At 72.1% G+C, this 16196-nt stretch carries 11 protein-coding genes; 4 read left to right on the top strand and 7 right to left on the bottom strand.

The genetic code is table 11. The features are described from left to right. Window positions 1–73: 73 nt before the first annotated feature. The 5 genes from IE275_RS33665 to IE275_RS33645 form a co-directional block, all read right to left on the bottom strand. Complete coding sequence (locus IE275_RS33665; protein WP_189716245.1) at window positions 74–691, bottom strand: hypothetical protein; 618 nt, start codon at window positions 689–691, stop codon at window positions 74–76. Further along, window positions 688–2283: an ATP-binding protein gene (locus IE275_RS33660; RefSeq protein ID WP_373299339.1), complete on the bottom strand. Its 1596-nt coding sequence runs from the start codon at window positions 2281–2283 to the stop codon at window positions 688–690. The genes IE275_RS33665 and IE275_RS33660 overlap by 4 nt, the downstream gene beginning before the upstream one ends. Then, window positions 2280–2963 carry a response regulator gene (locus IE275_RS33655; RefSeq protein ID WP_189716243.1) on the bottom strand — a complete coding sequence of 228 codons (684 nt, stop codon included), beginning with the start codon at window positions 2961–2963 and terminating at the stop codon, window positions 2280–2282. Before IE275_RS33655 ends, IE275_RS33660 begins: the two co-directional genes overlap by 4 nt. Window positions 2964–2987: 24 nt before the next feature. Next, window positions 2988–4541, bottom strand: coding sequence for a murein biosynthesis integral membrane protein MurJ (gene murJ / locus IE275_RS33650; RefSeq protein WP_189716396.1), 1554 nt, complete (start codon window positions 4539–4541; stop codon window positions 2988–2990). A gap of 170 nt (window positions 4542–4711) precedes the next feature. After that, window positions 4712–5908, bottom strand: a complete 1197-nt coding sequence (locus IE275_RS33645) for a lipid II:glycine glycyltransferase FemX (protein ID WP_189716241.1) — start codon at window positions 5906–5908, stop codon at window positions 4712–4714. Window positions 5909–6122: 214 nt separating this feature from the next. On the opposite strand from IE275_RS33645, the gene IE275_RS33640 reads away from it, so the two are divergent. From IE275_RS33640 to IE275_RS33630, 3 genes are read left to right on the top strand one after another with little or no spacing between them, the layout of a single operon-like run. Further along, entirely contained in the window at window positions 6123–7325 is a 1203-nt protein-coding gene (locus tag IE275_RS33640; RefSeq protein ID WP_189716239.1) for a L,D-transpeptidase family protein, read from the top strand. A gap of 58 nt (window positions 7326–7383) precedes the next feature. After that, window positions 7384–7662, top strand: coding sequence for a transposase (locus tag IE275_RS47285; protein WP_189716237.1), 279 nt, complete (start codon window positions 7384–7386; stop codon window positions 7660–7662). A gap of 45 nt (window positions 7663–7707) precedes the next feature. Continuing rightward, window positions 7708–10494: a SpoIIE family protein phosphatase gene (locus tag IE275_RS33630; RefSeq protein ID WP_229870821.1), complete on the top strand. Its 2787-nt coding sequence runs from the start codon at window positions 7708–7710 to the stop codon at window positions 10492–10494. Between the two features lie 56 nt (window positions 10495–10550). On the opposite strand, the gene IE275_RS33625 is transcribed toward IE275_RS33630, so the two are convergent. Continuing rightward, entirely contained in the window at window positions 10551–11429 is an 879-nt protein-coding gene (locus IE275_RS33625) for an ABC transporter substrate-binding protein (RefSeq protein ID WP_229870818.1), read from the bottom strand. A gap of 1013 nt (window positions 11430–12442) precedes the next feature. On the opposite strand from IE275_RS33625, the gene IE275_RS33620 reads away from it, so the two are divergent. After that, a complete protein-coding gene (locus tag IE275_RS33620; protein WP_189716233.1) occupies window positions 12443–13627 on the top strand; it encodes a beta-ketoacyl-[acyl-carrier-protein] synthase family protein in 1185 nt (394 codons plus the stop codon). Between the two features lie 142 nt (window positions 13628–13769). Here the strand turns inward: IE275_RS33620 and IE275_RS33615 are convergent, their stop codons facing one another. After that, entirely contained in the window at window positions 13770–15932 is a 2163-nt protein-coding gene (locus tag IE275_RS33615; RefSeq protein ID WP_189716231.1) for an ATP-binding SpoIIE family protein phosphatase, read from the bottom strand. Between the last annotated feature and the right edge of the window lie 264 nt (window positions 15933–16196).

The following is a 16196-nucleotide window of genomic DNA, read 5'->3' as shown; positions in this document are numbered from 1 at the left end:
CTGTGCTCAGCACCATGGCGCCCAGAACGACGAGGCTGCCGGACAAGCCGGGGGTCAAGTCCCGTTGCCGTTGTCACGGTTGCCGACTCGGTGTCGGGTCGAGGTCGCAGGTTCCCGACGTCGACGCGCCGTCCGTCCCGCTCAGTCGCACGGTGGCCCGGCCGTTCTCGTCGTGGCTGTAGGCGATCGTGCAGAACAGCTGGCGCAGTCCGGTCCGGTCCAGTCCGTCCAGGGCGATGGGCAGTTCGGTCGTGACCGTCTCGCCGCCGGGGGAGACCTTCACCCGGAGTGTTCCGGCCGACGGGGCGGAGGGAAGGGACGTGCTGAGCCCTGCCTTGCGGTCGTCGTCGTCGGGACCGGAGAGCAGCGCGAGGATCACCTTCTCCGTCGGCACGGGTACGCCGTCCTGGTCGGTGGAGCCCTGGCCCGCGGAGTTCTGTTCGGAGACCATGCCGCCGTCGGGACCGTACTCGACCGTGGACTTGGGGTACCGGATCACCGGACTGATCCCGCCGTCGCGGGAGTGGAAGAAGAGCAGCATCTCGGTGTCGTGGTCGACGAACGCCTGGACGGTGGCGGGACCGCCGGCCTCGATCACGTCGGTTCCCTGGATGCCGCAGCCGCCGAGCAGCAGCATTCCCGACGCGACGGCGACCGCGCCGGTACGCCGGCCCGTCCGCGGACGGCTCATCCGTCGGCCTCCTCCAGGTGGAGCGGTATTTCCACGGTGAAGACGGCGCCGCCTGCGGGGTGGTTCCCGGCGCGGACGGTTCCGCCGTGCAGCCGTACGTTCTCCAGGGTGATCGCGAGCCCCAGGCCGCTGCCCGCCGACCGGGTGCGCGCCGCGTCGGCCTTGTAGAAGCGGTCGAAGATGTGCGGAAGCACCTCGGGCCGGATACCGGGCCCACTGTCGGCGACCTCGGTGACCAGCACGGACGGGCCGGAGGAACGCGCCTCGCCGCGCAGGCGCACGGTGACGGGGGCGCCGCCGTGGCGCAGGGCGTTGCCTACGAGGTTGGCGACGACGACGTCGAAGCGGCGCGGGTCGAGGCGGGCGCGGATACCGGGGGGCAGGTCGGTGCGGACGCGGTCGTCGGTCCAGTGCCGGTTCTGGAGGGTCTTGCCGATGGTCTGCGCCACGTCGACCTCGTCGGTGTTGAGTTCGGCCGCGCGGGCGTCGAACCGGGAGATCTCCATCAGGTCCTCGACGAGCACGGCCAGCTTTCCGGTCTCGGCGCTGACCAGGCGGACCGCCCGGGCGGTGTCGGGGTCCAGCCGCTCGGCGTCCTCGTCGAGAACCTCGGTGACGGCGAGCATTCCGGCGAGGGGGGTGCGCAGTTCGTGGGAGACGTCGGAGGCGAAGCGGCGGGCCCGGGCCTCGGCCTCGCGCAACTCGCGTACGGAGGTCTCCAGTTTGGCCGCGGACTCGTTGAAGGTGCGGGCCAGGTCGGCCAGTTCGTCGCTGCCGCGTGCCGTGATCCGGGTGTCGAGTCTGCCGCTGCCCATGCTCTGGGCGGCCTTGCGCAGTTCCCGCACGGGGCGCAGCACGCTGCGGGCGGCGATCAGGCCGGGGATCAGCGCGATGACGAGACCGGGCAGGGCACCGTCGCGGGCGGCCGCGAGGAGCGCTTCGACGTTGATCTGTTCGTCGGTCATCCGCATGACGGCGTAGACGACGAGCCCGCTGGGCAGCACGCTCTCGGGGCCGGCCTTGAAGACGGTGGGCATGGCGATGGTCAGGTACGGCACGCCGTCCTTGACGACCCGCTCGAAGCTGCCGTTGGGATGGGCGCGGGCGGCGCGGCGCAGTTCGGGGGTGATGACGGTGGAGACGGGGTTCTCGCCGGAGGAGGCACGGACCGAGCCGTACTCCGCGAACACCACCCAGGGGTGCGGCTTGCCCTTGCGGGCCATGTCGCGCAAGACCTCTTCCAGGCCCTCCTCCCGCACGGGCAGGGCCCAGCCGGTCTGCTGGACCTGGTCGCGGAAGGAGGAGACCGCGGTGTCCTGGGCGGTCTTCAGGAGCGCGTTGCGGGCCTCGCGGTAGGTCAGCGCGGAGGTGGTGCCCGCGCTGACGGCGGCGACCAGCAGGAAGGCGAACACCAGCCGGGTGCGCAGCCCGAACGCCCTGGCCCGCGCCCGCCCCGAGGGAACGTCGTCGGCCGTGCGCCGCGGTGCCCGCCCCGCGGGAGCGTCCTTCGGTGCCGTGCCGTCGTCGACCGCGCGGCGCCGGCCCACGCGTGTGCCGAGCGTCCGCCGCGCGCGGCCGGTGCCGGAGGTCACAGCGGTCCGAAGCGGTAGCCGAAGCCCCGCAGGGTCTGGATGTAGCGGGGGCTGCCCGCCTCGTTCTCGATCTTGCCGCGCAGTCGTGCGACGCAGGCGTCGACCAGTCGCGCGTCGGCGTGGAAGCTGTGTTCCCACACGTGCTCCAGCAGTTGCTGTCTGCTGAACACCTGCTCGGGGGCGGCGGACAGGTGCAGCAGCAGCTTGAGCTCGGAGGGGGCGAGCGCGAGGTGCCGGCCGGACTTGGTGACCGTCAGTCCGGCCCGGTCGATGGCCAGGTCACCGTAGACCTCGATGGCCGTCCGGCCCTGGGCGGTGTTGACGATGCGGCGCAGTACGGCGGAGATCCGGGCCTCGATCACCTCGGTGCGGGCGGGTTTGACGATGTAGTCGTCGGCACCGGCCTCCAGACCGATGACCACGTCGAAGTCGTCGCCCCGGGCGGTGAGCATGATGATCGGCAGCTGGCTCTGTTCGCGGACCCGCCGGCAGACCTGCACGCCGTTCATGCCGGGGAGCATCAGGTCCAGCAGCATCAGATCGGGCCGGAACTCGGTCAGCGCGGCGAGACCGGCCTCGCCGGTCGCGGCCACCCGTACCTCGTGTCCACGGCGGCGCAGACCGAGTTCGACACCTTCGCGTACGGAAGGGTCGTCCTCGACGAGGAGCACGCGGGGCATGAGCAGTTCTCCCTCGGTGGTGGGTCAGGACCGGGTCAGTCTCCGGCGCAGGCCGGAGAACAGGGCGTCGAGCTCGGTGAGCCGCAGCGGACGGGCGAGTGCGGCAAAGGTGAGCACGACGAGGACGGCCCCGGCGGTTGCGGCGGCGAGGGCTCCCGCCCGTGCGGCGCCCAGCGCGGCCAGGTGGCCCAGCACGGTCGCGGGAACGGCGGCGACGAGGAGCCGCGCGTGAGCGGCCGCGGCGGTCGAGCGCAGCGGACGCGCGACGGCGAGCCGGCGGCTCAGCACCCGGGCCGTCACCGCCCAGCCCACGCACAACGCCACTGAGTACGCCGCCGCCATACCGGTCACGGCCCAGCGAGCGGGCAGCAGTTGGGCGGCCACCACCGACAGTCCCGCGTTGAGGACGACGATCACCAGGTTGAGCAGGAACGGCGTGCGGGTGTCGGAGAGCGAGTAGAAGGTGCGCGACAGCACGTACTGGCCCGACATGGCGACGAGTCCCGGCGCGAAGGCCATCAGGATCCCGGCCATGGCCGCGGTGTCGCCGGCGCCGGTCCTGCCGTACCCGAAGACGAGGGCCATCACCGGCTGGGCGAGGGCGAACAGCATGCACGCGGCGGGTACGACGGCGGACGCGGAGGTACGCAGGGCCTGGGAGACGTCGCGCCGCAGGGCGGCGGTGTCCTCGTCCGCCGCGGCCGCGCTCATCCGGGGCATCAGCGCGGTCACCAGGGACACCGTGATGATGCCGTGCGGTACGACCCACAGGACATAGGCGTTGTTGTACGCGCTGTATCCCGGGCCGCCTTCGAGGCCCGCGGTCGTGGCCAGCCGCGTGGTGACCCAGTAGGCGGCCTGGTTGGCCAGCACCAGAAGCACCAGCCAGAAGGCCGACCGCAACGGGCGGGTCAGTCCGCTGCCGCGCCAGTCGAAGCGGGGCCGCCAGCGGAACCGGGCGGCGCGCAGCGCGGGGAGGAGGGCGAGACTCTGCACGGCGATCCCGGCGGTCGTGCCCCAGCCGAGCAGGGCCGTCTCGGTCGTGGAGAGCGTGTCCCCGCCGCCCGTGGCGAAGGCCAGATACAGGCCGAACACCGTGATGACGACGAGGTTGTTGAGAACCGGCGTCCACATCATCGCGCCGAACCGGCCCCGCGCGTTGAGGACCTGCCCGAGCAGGGTGAACAGCCCGAGGAAGAAGATCTGCGGCAGGCAGTAGCGGGCGAACGCGGTCGTCATGGCGGCCTGTCCGCCGCTGTAGTCGGTGTACGCGTCGACGATCGCGGGAGCCGCCCACACCGCGGTCGCGGTGATCGCCAGCAGGGCGACCACGCAGACCGTGACGAGCCGGTCGGTGTACGCGACGCCGCCGTCCTCGTGCTCCTTGGCCGCCTTGACGAGCTCGGGGACGAAGACGGCGTTGAGCGCGCCGCCGAGGAGGAGCATGTAGACGATGGTGGGCAGCGAGTTGCCGACCGCGTAGCCGTCGGCGACCGGCCCGATGGTGCCGATCGCCGCCGCGACCACGGCGGAGCGGACGAATCCGGTGCCCCGGGAGACGATCGAGCCGGCGGCCATGACGGCACTGCTGCGCGCCGTGGACGTCGCCTTCGTACCGGACCGTTCGTTCTTCGTGCCGGCGTCGCCGTCGCCGGACTGTCGGCTCTTCGCACCGGTGCCGCCGTCGACGGGCCCTTCGTCGTCCGGCCGGGAGGCGGTGGTGTCCGCACCGGGCGGAGTCGTGGCGCTCACCGGCGGTTCAGGTACGCCTGGAAGGCGCGGTAAAGCGTCTGGTTGGCGGTGCCGCCCAACGGTCTCTCCCATTCCCCCAACGTCTCGACGACCTGTCCACCGGTGCCGAGCTTCCACCGCAGCAGTCCGTACGCACGTTCGGCCGGGTCGACAGTGGAGGGTACCCCGCGCATGTCATAGACGTCAGCGCCGATCGCGTGCGCGTCCGACAGCATGCGCCACTGAAGGGCGTTGGAGGGCCGCACCTCGCGGCGGTGGTCGGCCGAGGCGCCGGTCTGGTACCAGACCCGGCCACCCACCGTGATCATCGTGTGGGCCGCGAGGATCTCACCGCGGTGCCGGGCGAGATACAGCTTCATCCGGCCCGGCTCCTCGGCGTTGAGCGCCGCGTACTGACGCTCGTAGTAGGCGAGGGAGCGGCCGAGCCGGAAACCGTCGCGCCGCTCGGTGATGCCCAGCAGCCGGTAGAACTCGGGGAGTTCGGCGGCGCTGCCCACGACCACCTCGACTCCCTCCTTCCGGGCGCGCCGGATGTTGCGCCGCCACTCCTGGTTGAGTCCGGACCACAGGTCCTCGGTGGTGCGTCCGGACAGCGGTATCCGGAAGACGTGGCGGGGCTGGGCGTCCCCGTCGTCCGTGGACCCGTCACCACCGCAACGGCGCCACCCCCGCGCGCGCAGCCGCTCGGCGACGGCGGTGCCCAGCGGATCGACCTCGCTCGCGAGCACGTCGCCCAGCCGGCGGCCCGGTCCGGTGACCTGCTTCAGCGCGGAGGCGTCCCAGCGCCGGTACGCGGGCGAGGGGCCCATGCGTACGGCGAACGCGCCCGCGCCGCGCAGATGGTCGAGCAGCGGCGTGAGCCAGGCGTCGACGTCGGGATCCGCCCAGTCGGCGACGGGTCCCTCGGGGAGGTAGGCGAAGTACTTCCGGGTGCCGGGGAACTGACGCAGCAGCACCAGCGCCACGCCGCTCAACGCCTTCGATCCCGGATCCGTTCCCCAGCCGAGCAGCTGGGCCCGCCACCCGTCCTTGACGTCGGCCCAGGAGGGGCACTGCAGGAAGCCGGGGCCGAGGGCCCGGCCGGCGGGTGACGCCAGGAAGGCGTGGTAGGCCTCGGGTGTGACGGGCCCGAGGAACACGGGTTCCTTCCCCGACCGGGGGACGCGGCCGGGCGGTACGAGCAGAGCTGACACGGTCTGAGCCTCACCTTCTCCCCGGCTGGCCACGGGGACGCCGAGAATGCTCACAGCGGACCGTGACCGCTCCGCGCGGCGAATATGACCGGACCATGACCGTTCCTCACCAACCGCCGTCACATTGCTCCGTAGCGGCTGACCTGGCCTTTTCCGGCTCTAGAGTCACGATGGTCCGCTCGTCATCGCGGAGTCGTCCGTTCCGGAGGTCCCCATGCATCGCACACGTGTGTTCACCCATGCCCCGATACGGGCCGCCGTCGTGGCGGCCCTCCTGGCGCCGCTCGCCGCCTGCTCGTCGAGTTCGTCACCGACCGCCTCGGACGGGTCGCGGACCGGGAGGTCCGACGACCGGCCCGTCACGGTCACCGTCACGCCCGAGGGGCGGCAGGCCGCGCCGGGCCGGCCCGTGACGGTCACCGCCTCCCACGGCCGTCTCACCTCGGTGACCGTCACCGACGCCGACGGCCACCGGCTGCCCGGCAAGGTCGCGGCCGACGGCGGAAAATGGGTCTCGGACCGCAAGGCCGCGCCCGGCACCGCCTACACGGTCGCCGCCGTGACCCGGACCGAGGGCGGCAAGGCCGCCACCACGAAGGCCTCCTTCGCCACGGTCGAGGCGGACCGGGTCAACAAGGTCGACTGGCGTCCGGGCACCGGCAACACCGTCGGCGTGGCCCAGCCGATCTCCCTGGTCTTCGACCACCCGGTCGAGAACCGCGCCGACGTCGAGAAGCAGCTCAAGGTCACCACCTCGGACGGCACCGAGGGCTCATGGGGCTGGATACGCGACTGGTCGGGCCGCGACCGCGTCGACTGGCGTCCGAAGTCGTACTGGAAGCCCGGGACGAAGGTGACCCTCGACGCCGAACTGAACGGCACCGACTCGGGCCCCGACGGCGGCTGGTTCGTACGCGACTACACGACGACCTTCACCGTCGGCGCCCGGCAGATCGTCGAGGTCGACCTCGACGCCCACCGGCTCACGCTGGTACGCGACGGCAGGACCGTCCGGAGCATCCCGGTCTCCGGCGGCACACCCGGCGGAGACAAGCGCTCCTGGCGCGGAACGGCCGTGCTCATGGCCAAGGAGGGCACCATCAACATGAACTCCGAGACGGTCGGCCTCGGCGACGCCTACGACAAGATGGTCGACTACTCGATGCGGCTGACCTGGTCGGGCATGTACGCGCACGCCGCCCCGTGGAACGCCCCCTACTTCGGCAACGCCAACCACAGCTCGGGCTGCATAGGCATGAGCGACGCGAACGCGGACTGGCTCTACGGGCAGGTACGGCCGGGCGACCCGTTCGAGATCACGGGCAAGGACACCAAGGGCGTGGTCGACCCGGGGAACGGCTTCGGCGCGTGGAACCTGTCGTGGACCGCCTGGCAGCAGAAGAGCGCCCTGCGGTGAGGACGGCGGCGCGTGCCCGTGGGGGCGTGACTCGGCCTACTGCTCCGGCACGTGGCTGATGCACTACTCGACGGAGTTCAAGGCGGACGCGGTCGCGCTGTACCGGTCCCGCCCGGGAGCGACGGTCAGGTCGGTCGCGGCTGATCTGGGAGTCCACCCGGAGATGTTGCGGAACTGGGTACAGGCGGCCCGGGCAGGCCGGCCCGGGGGCTGCCGGGCGGAGACACCCGCGGAGCCGCCGTGTCGCGAGGGGTCCACGCGGGACGGCACCCCTTCTGCCGGGGCGCCGGGCCGGGCCACCGGGTCCGACGGGAACAGCTCGGGCGGCCCGTCCTGAGCCGCGCCCGACGGGCCGGTCACTGATACTGAGAAAATGGGCAAAATGGGGCGATACGGCCCGGTGGTCCGTCGGGGTGACCGCGTGCCGCCGAAGGCCTGGCCGCCGAAGGCCGGGCCGCAGGAATCCGGCCCGGAAGCCCGTGAGCGTTCGTTCGGCCGGCGCGTGCGGTCGCTGCTGAAGCCACGCAGCGTGGCCGGTCAGGTCTTCCTGCTGCAACTGGTGGTCGTCCTGTTGCTCATCGCCACGGCCGTGGTGGTGCTCGTGCTCCAGGACAGCAGCCGCGCGCTCCAGGAGGCCGGCGACCGGTCACTGGTGGCGGCCGAGTCCTTCGCGAACGCCCCGGGCACCGCGGAGGCGATGAAGAGCGATGACCCGACGGCGGAGCTCCAGCCGCATGCCGAGGCGGTGCGCAAGAAGACCGGCGTCGACTACGTCGTCGCGCTGAGCCCCTACGGCTTCCGGTGGACCCACCCGGACCCGGACCAGATCGGGAAGCACGTCTCAACGTCCTACGGCCAGGCCCTCGAGGGCGAGCCGCACCAGACCACCTTCGACAGCAGTCTGGGCAAGGCGGTCGACTCGACGGTGGCCGTCTTCGACGACAAGGGGGACGCGGTCGGCCTCGTCACCGTGGGGGTCACGGTGGACAAGGTGACCGGTGTGGTGGAGGACCAGCTGCCGGTGATCTTCGCCGCCGGCGGTGTCGCGCTGCTGCTGGCCGCGGGTGGGTCCGCACTGGTCAGCGGGCGTCTGCGGCGCCAGACCCGGGGCCTGGGGCCGGTGGAGATGACCCGCATGTACGAGCACAACGACGCCGTCCTGCACGCGGTCCGGGAAGGCGTGATCATTCTGGACGGTGACGGACGGCTGCTGCTGGTCAACGACGAGGCGCGCCGGCTGCTCGCGCTGCCGCCGGAGGCCGAGGGCAGTGCCGTCACCGGACTCGGGCTGAGCCCGGCCCTGGCCGGGCTGCTGGGATCGGGCCGGGCGGCCACGGACAAGGTCTTCCTGGCCGGGGACGTCCTGCTCGCGGTCAACGTGCGGCCGGTGGGCGCGAAGGGCGGCAGCGTGGCCACCCTGCGGGACACCACGGAGCTGCGCGCCCTCGCGGGCCGGGCGGACGTGGCGGGCGGGCGCCTGCAACTGCTCTACGAGGCCAGCACGCGGATCGGTACCACCCTCGACGTGAAGCGCACCGCCGAGGAGCTGACCGAGGTGGCGGTCCCGCGCTTCGCCGACTTCGCCACCATCGAGCTGGTGGAGCCGGTGCTGCGCGGTGGTGAGCCGACGGGGACGAGTACGGACATGTACCGGATCGCGGCCGAGGGCATCCGGGACGACGTGCCCCTCTACCCCGTCGGGAGGCGTATGCACTACGCGCCCACCAACCCCGTGGCCATCGGCATGGCCACCGGCCGGCCGGTCCTGGTGGCGCGCCTCGCCCTGGCCGACGGATGGCGGGTCCAGAACCCGGAGCGGGCCCAGAAGGTCATCGACTACGGTATCCACTCCATGATCTCGGTGCCGCTCAAGGCGCGAGGCCAGTTGCTGGGGGTCGTGGAGTTCTGGCGCTCGGAGCAGGACGCCTTCGAGGTCGACGATCTGTCCCCCGCCGAGGAACTCGCCGCCCGGGCGGCCGTGTGCATCGACAACGCACGCCGCTACACCCGCGAGCACACCACGGCCGTCACCCTCCAGCGCAGCCTGCTGCCGGCCGTGTTCCCCGAGCTGTCCGCCCTGGAGGTCGGCCACCGGTACCTGCCCGCCCAGGCGGGGGTGGGCGGCGACTGGTACGACGTCATCCCGCTGCCGGGCGCCCGGGTGGCCCTGGTCGTCGGCGACGTCGTCGGACACGGCCTGCACGCCGCCGCGACGATGGGTCGCCTGAGGACCGCGGTGCACAACTTCGCCGCCCTCGATCTGCCGCCGGACGAGCTGCTCGGGCACCTGGACGATCTGGTCGCCCGGATCGACCAGGACGCGGAGGCCGAGGGCGAGGCCGAGGCCGTCACCGGTGCCACCTGCCTGTATGCGGTCTATGATCCGGTCTCCGGGCGGTGTGTCCTCGGCCGGGCCGGTCATCCGGGTCCGGCACTGGTCTCGCCCGACGGCTCGGTGACCTTCCCCGACATCCCGGTCGCCCCGCCACTCGGCGTGGGAGGAGGTCTGCCGGTCGAGACGGCCGAACTCCGGCTGGCCGCCGACAGCCGCCTGGTCCTCTACACCGACGGCCTCGTCGAGGCCCGTGGCCGTGACATCGACATCGGGCTCGGCATGCTGAGGGAGGCGCTCGTGCATGCGGACGGCGCCACCCCGGACGACACCTGCCGGGCGGTGCTCGACGCGATGCTGGGCACCAGGCAGAGCGACGACGTCGCTCTGCTCGTCGCCCGCACCCGGCTCCTCGACCCGGATCAGGTCGAGGAGTGGGAGGTGCCCGACGACCCCGCGGCCGTCGCCCGGATCCGCGCCGAGGCCACCCGCAGGCTGGAGGCCTGGGGGCTCGACCAGGCGGCCTTCACGACCGAGCTGATCCTCAGCGAGCTGGTCACCAACGCCATCCGGTACGGAGCGACCCCCATCCGTCTGCGACTGCTCCGCGACCGCGACAGCCTGATCTGCGAGGTCGGCGACGGCACCAGCACCTCCCCGCACCTGCGCCGCGCGGCCTTCACCGACGAGGGGGGCCGTGGACTGTTTCTCGTCGCGCGGATGTCCCGCCGCTGGGGGACCCGGTACACCGACCGGGGCAAGATCATCTGGGCCGAGCAGTCGCTCGATGCCGGAAGCGCCGGGGACCTGGGCAGTCTCCTGATGGCGGACCTGTGAAGCGGTACGGGCACCGGAAAGCCGCACACCCCGGAGTGTGCGCACGCCCGGAGCGTTCACGAGCCGTCGTCGACCGTGAAGTACGGGATCTTGGCCGGGTCCTGGTCGAAAGCACCCCCGAGATAGACGGCCGACAGTTTGGCGAGCGTCCCGTCGTCGATCAGCTGCCGGATGATCCGGTCCAGCTCGCCCTGGTTCGGCGACCCCTTCGGGTACAGGGCGCCGTAACCCTGGTCCGTCCTGTACTGGCCCACGATGCGCACCCTGCCCTCCCGCTTCTGGGGATACGCCAGCAGGATGGTCGTGTCGTGGACGACCGCGTCGATCCGGCCCTCCTCCAGCGCCCTGACCATCTCCGGGTCGTTGGAGAACGCCGTGACGGGCTTGGTCGGCTTGAGACGGTTCTTGACGAACTCCTCGCCCGTGGTGCCCTCGGCCACGCCGATGCGGACGTCACGGATGTTGTCCTCGTCGATCTTCTCGTCGTCCCTGATCAGCACTCCCAGGGTGGAGGAGAGGTAGGGCGGCGAGAAGTCGGCGACCTTGCGCCGTTCCGGGGTGATCGTGATCTGCGCCAGGGCCAGGTCGAAGTCCTTGGTCCGGCCGGACACGACCTCCGGGAAGGGTGCGTTCTTCACCTTCACCCGGTCGAGCCCGGACCGGTAGGCGATGTTCGCCGCCATGCAGTACTCGTAGCCGCTCCTGACGGAGTCCGGCGAGTCACCGTTCCACCAGCCGGGTGCGGGCAGGGTCGTCTTGACCGTGAGGGCGCCCGCCGTCTCGGGCGACAGCTGGAACTCGCCGTAGTGTCCCGAGACCTGGCAGTCGCCGTAGTGGGCGTTCGACGACTCCGACCCGCCCTGGTCGCAAGCCGGTATCGCGACGATGAGCGCCCCACTGACGGCCAGAGAGACGATCGCTGCCGCGGTGCGCATCATTGCACCTCCGGTAGGGGCATGCTCCTTGAGTCACCATAAATCACCGCGAACCATACGACCGCTGGAGCGGCCTCGGAGGACTCCGGGGCGCGGGTCGTGTCGCCCGTCCTCCGGCGGTGCCCCGAGGGGCGAAGCGCACACCGTGCGCCGCGGCGACGCCGCGCACACCGATCGCGCTCGGCGCCGTCCTCGATGGGCTCGCGCAGGGTGGCAGCGGCTGCCCGGCCGCTCGCACCACGACATCGGAGGGCGGAGCGACCGGACGACCTTGCCGGGTGAGTGAGGGCATGACAAGACGGCGGACGGCCCGGACGGCTCCTGTGACAGCGGCCTGCTCGGCCTGCTCGGCCTGCTCGGCCTGCTCGGCCTGACGGTCCGACAGTGCGATCGGGAACCGCACCTCGGGGCTGCCCTGACCGATTCGCGCGTGGCGGGCGGCCGAGTCCGTCGCCCGATCGCGCTGTTCTCTGATTGACCGTCAGGACCTGCTACTCCTTCCGGACCTCCACCGCGGAAGCCGCCGAGACCTGCATGCGTCGGCCCGGCCGCCTCGGTACTTCCCTTCCTGTCACCCGTAGTTGGCGAGGTGGCGTCGCCGGGGTCCACTCGCCCGTGATCCAGCCGCTCGCGTCGCCGTCCCGATGGCACACCCGCTCCGCTGGGACTCCGCCGAACGTGAGGCCCAACTCCGCCTGCCGGCCGTACCCGTCGCGGCACGCCTCGACGTGGCCGATCGGCCCCGGCCCCGGTGCGGTGCGTCCCGCCGCTCGACGACGTACGGAAATCACGTGGGTGGGTGTGGACCCTTTTTCGCTGGTGTGTGCCGTATCACGCCACCCAATAGACGCCCAAGTTGTCTTGGTCACAGCGCAAATGTCCCTTTAGCGTCCATGCTCGACACGGATGGCGACTCCCGAAGCGGAGCCCATCGGCATGGGCGCGAAGCTCCAAAGCGCCCATGGCACAGCCCTCGTGACGTTCCTGCTTGCTCCCCTGGAAAGGTGCCCATCATGGCCGCTTACGTCTGTCCTCCTGCCGTGATACACGGTGAGCACGCCGTGGAGACCAGCCAGATCGTGGCGGAGGTGCGCGACCGGCATCCGCATGCGGCGTGGGCGCCGCGGATCGAGGGAATCGCGGCCAGTACGGGCATCGAGACCCGCGGGTGGATGCTGCCGCTGGAGACCGCCGTCGCGCCCGGCAACGGCGGCGGCCTGGGGGCTCTCGGCACCGGGCCCGCCCAAGAGGCGCTGGCACGCGGCGGGTTCACCCAGCAGGACGTGGACCGCGTGATCGCCGCCCTCGAGGCGATACCCGCGCCGCAGACCGTCCAGGAGCGCACCGCGCCGGCCTGGGAGGCCGTGCAGTCCTACGGGGAGCGGGCGGCGCGCGGGGCCCTCCAGGCCGCGGGCCTGGATGCCGCGGACGTCGACTGCCTGATCACCAGTCACTCCACCACCCCGGCGCTGCCGGGTCTGGACATCGCCCTCGCCAACAGGCTTCCGCTCCGCCAGGACGTGATGCTGATGCCGGCCACTCAGTGGGCCTGTGTCGCGGGGACCCGCTCCCTGGCCCTCGCGGCGGATCTCGTGGCCGCGGACCCCGACCGGGTGGTCCTCGTGGTGATAGCGGAGGCGCTGAGCACGACCTACCAGCCCGCGGACGACACCCTGGAGTCCCTGATCGTGCGGTTGCTGTTCGCGGACACCGCGGTCGCCGCGGTGGTCACGGGCCGCCCGAGGCACGAGTCGGTGCTGCGGCTGGACTCCGCCTGGCACCACACCCTGCCCGGCACCCAGGACCTGCACCGCCTGGAGACGCGGGCGGACGGCACCCACTTCGTGATGGACCGGCGAGGGCCGCGCGCCGTGCAGGAGACCGTCACCGCGATGTGGGAGTGGCTGCGCGTCCGTTACCAGGGCGACCCCGACTCCTGGCACCCCGACGTGCTGCTCGCGCACCCCGGCGGGACCCGGGTGCTGGAGTACATGGAGCAGACGATGCCCGACGCATGGCCGTCGGGGCTGCTGGAGTACAGCCGGGACAGCTACACCAGCGGCAACCGCGGAGGCGCCGCCGTCCTCGACATCCTGAGGCGGGCGCACGACGCCGGGCAGAAGCAGGGCAGTCGAGCCGTGCTGTACGCGGCGGCACCGGGCCTCACCGCCACCGCCCTGGAAGGGGAGTGGCTGTAGCGCGCTCCCGCGCCGCCGCTACGGGTGGACGGGCCCCCGCATCACCGGTCACGCCACCGGTACCGCCGAGGGCGCCGTCCATGCCGTCGGCCGAGGTGTACGCCGCCCGAGCCCTGTCGGCTGAGCCCGCCGGCCGGCCGCGTCACCGTGCGACTTCCGCCCAGACCACCTTGCCGGTGTCCGTCCACCGCACCCCCCACCGGGTGGTCAGCGTGTGCACGACGCGCAGGCCGCGCCCGCCGTCGTCGAGGAGGCCGCCCCGGTTCAGCCGCGGCCTGCCGTTGCCGGTGTCGCCCACCTCGCACAGCAGGCCGTGACCGGCCCTGATCAGCCGTACCGTGATGGGGCCGGTGGCGAAGCGCACCGCGTTCGTGACCAGCTCGCTGACCAGCAGCGGTACGTCGTCCTGGGTGTCGCCCCTGGTGTGCCACTGCCGCAGCAGCGCGGAGACGTACGCGCGGGCGCGGGCGGGCGCGTCACTGCGGGCGGCCAGCCGCCACGTCGCGGTGTCCCCCTTGCGGTAGCCGAGCATGCGGACGAGCAGCAGGGTCACGTCGTCGCGCTGGCGGACGGGCGCCAGAGTGGCGACGACGTGCCGCGCGGCCTGCGGCAGCGGGTCCCAGGGGTGCACCGTGGACAAGGCGTCCGCCAGCCTCCTGATCCCCTCGTCGATCGACAGGGCCGGATCCTCCACCAGTCCGTCGGTGTAGAGGGCGAACAGGGAGCCCGGGGGCGTGTCGAACGAGTGCACCTCGAACGGCTCCCGCAGCGCGAACTCGGCGCCCAGGCCGGGGTGGGGGCTGACGTCCAGCGGGTTCGCGCGGCCGTTCGGAAGCACCAGGACCGGAGGGAGGTGGCCGGCGCTGGAGAGTGCCACCCGGTGGCTGAGCGGGTCGTAGAGGGCGATGCAACAGGAAGAGCCGAGGGCGCTGTAGCCGGCCGCCAGTCCGGACTCCGCGTCGTCCAGCAGCGTCACGGTCTCGTCCAAGTGCTCCAGCACCTCGTCGGGAGCCAGCCCCGCGGACAGCAGGGCGCGGGCCTCCATGCTCAGCTGGCCCATGGTCGCCGCGGCTCCCAGGCCGTGCCCGACGACATCACCGACCACCAGTGCGGTACGGCCGTCCGGCAGCGGAAAACTGTTCACCCAGTCGCCACCGACGCCCGCGCTGTCGGGGGTCGCGGGCTGGTAGACGCTGGCGATCTCCACCGTGTGGCCGCCCGTCCGGGGCAGCAGCCGGCGCTGCAACGCCAGCACCTGTGTGTGCTCGCGCTGGTGCTGACGAGCCAGGTCGACGTGATGGGCGGTCCTGGCCACCAGTTCTTGCAGGTCGAACAACTCGCTGTCGCGGAACGGGGAGTCCGCCCGCCGCCAGACCTCCGCCACGCCCAGCACGATGGGCGGCACGCTGTCCAGGACCAGCGGTACGCACGCCACACTCGCCGATCGGTCACCGGGCACCAGGGCGCGGATCACTCGCGGACTGCCGAGCAGCCGCTCGATCGCCTCCCGGTCGGGGATGACGATGGCCTGTGGGGCATCGTCCCGCCGTACCGCCTGCGCCAGCAGGCGACTCGCGTCGCCGGGAAGATCGTTCCCAGGAGTCACATACCCCTCGGGCCACACACGGTCCGGCACGAGTGCCGCCCGCCGTAGCCGGAGACGCCCCTGCGCCTGCTCGCTGACTCCCTCGCCCGTCCACACGGCGAAGTCGAGGTCGACGGCGGCCACGTCTCCCCAGGCCAGCAGGGACTCCGCCAGCGACTGCGCGGTCTCGCCGATGTCCAGCGACGTGCCGATCGCGGTCTCGGCGGCGTACAGGTGCAGCCTCCTGGCCATGGCGATCACGGAGACGGTCAGGCCTTCCTGAGGCGCCGCGGCGGGCAGGATGCTCAGTGAGACCACCAGCTCCGACCCGTCGCCGCGCCGCAGGCGCTGGATGCGGGCGACGTGCGCCTCACCGATCTCCAGGACCTGCCGCAATCGCCGGGTGACCGTCGGTACGTCCCCGGGGGGCAGGAGATCGGCGAACGGACTCCCGGCCACGGCGTCCAGCCCCGTGAACACGGCGGCGTCCAGATTGCAGCGGGTGATCCTCAGATCCCTGTCCAGGTTGACCACGCCGAGGATCCGATCGTGACGGCTGTCCGCCGGGTCGTCGGGTACGCGCGGGCGGGCGGTGCTGTCGCCCTGCGTGGTGGCGGGACCGGTGGCGGCCGCCGATCCACCGCGCCGGACGTAGCGCCCCAGGGCACTGCTGACCAGGTCGAACGGCGATGAGGGCGAGGACGACGACGTGGAGTCCATGCGGCTCTCTCGGCAGTCCCCGGCACGGCGCCGGGGTCGTTACTCGGACCCGTGCGACCGGGCCCCGAGATCCCTGACCGCACACCTCATTGAATAACACCGGGGGTCGCTTCGCATACACCAGCGGATCAGGCGGTGACCACTGACAGTGAGGGAATGCCGCGGCCGGGCTGGGGTGGCCGCAGAGGTCGGCGGAGTGCTCGAAGGGGTGAGGCGCGGCCCCCCCCCGCCTGCGAAAGAGCCTCCAGCCCAGCGAGCCGCGCC

The organism is Streptomyces phaeofaciens, from assembly GCF_014648915.1.
Taxonomy (GTDB): domain Bacteria; phylum Actinomycetota; class Actinomycetes; order Streptomycetales; family Streptomycetaceae; genus Streptomyces; species Streptomyces phaeofaciens.
Note: the sequence above shows the minus strand (reverse complement) of the source record. Positions and strands in the feature narration are given on the sequence as shown.

Coding starts and splice junctions, on each gene's coding strand:
- murJ (WP_189716396.1), bottom strand. CDS start 4,541: ATGGCCGCCGGCTCGATCGTCTCCCGGGGCACCGGATTCGTCCGCTCC.
- IE275_RS33630 (WP_229870821.1), top strand. CDS start 7,708: ATGGGGCGATACGGCCCGGTGGTCCGTCGGGGTGACCGCGTGCCGCCG.
- IE275_RS33665 (WP_189716245.1), bottom strand. CDS start 691: ATGAGCCGTCCGCGGACGGGCCGGCGTACCGGCGCGGTCGCCGTCGCG.
- IE275_RS33655 (WP_189716243.1), bottom strand. CDS start 2,963: ATGCCCCGCGTGCTCCTCGTCGAGGACGACCCTTCCGTACGCGAAGGT.
- IE275_RS33615 (WP_189716231.1), bottom strand. CDS start 15,932: ATGGACTCCACGTCGTCGTCCTCGCCCTCATCGCCGTTCGACCTGGTC.
- IE275_RS33620 (WP_189716233.1), top strand. CDS start 12,443: ATGGCCGCTTACGTCTGTCCTCCTGCCGTGATACACGGTGAGCACGCC.
- IE275_RS33625 (WP_229870818.1), bottom strand. CDS start 11,429: ATGCGCACCGCGGCAGCGATCGTCTCTCTGGCCGTCAGTGGGGCGCTC.
- IE275_RS33640 (WP_189716239.1), top strand. CDS start 6,123: ATGCATCGCACACGTGTGTTCACCCATGCCCCGATACGGGCCGCCGTC.
- IE275_RS47285 (WP_189716237.1), top strand. CDS start 7,384: ATGCACTACTCGACGGAGTTCAAGGCGGACGCGGTCGCGCTGTACCGG.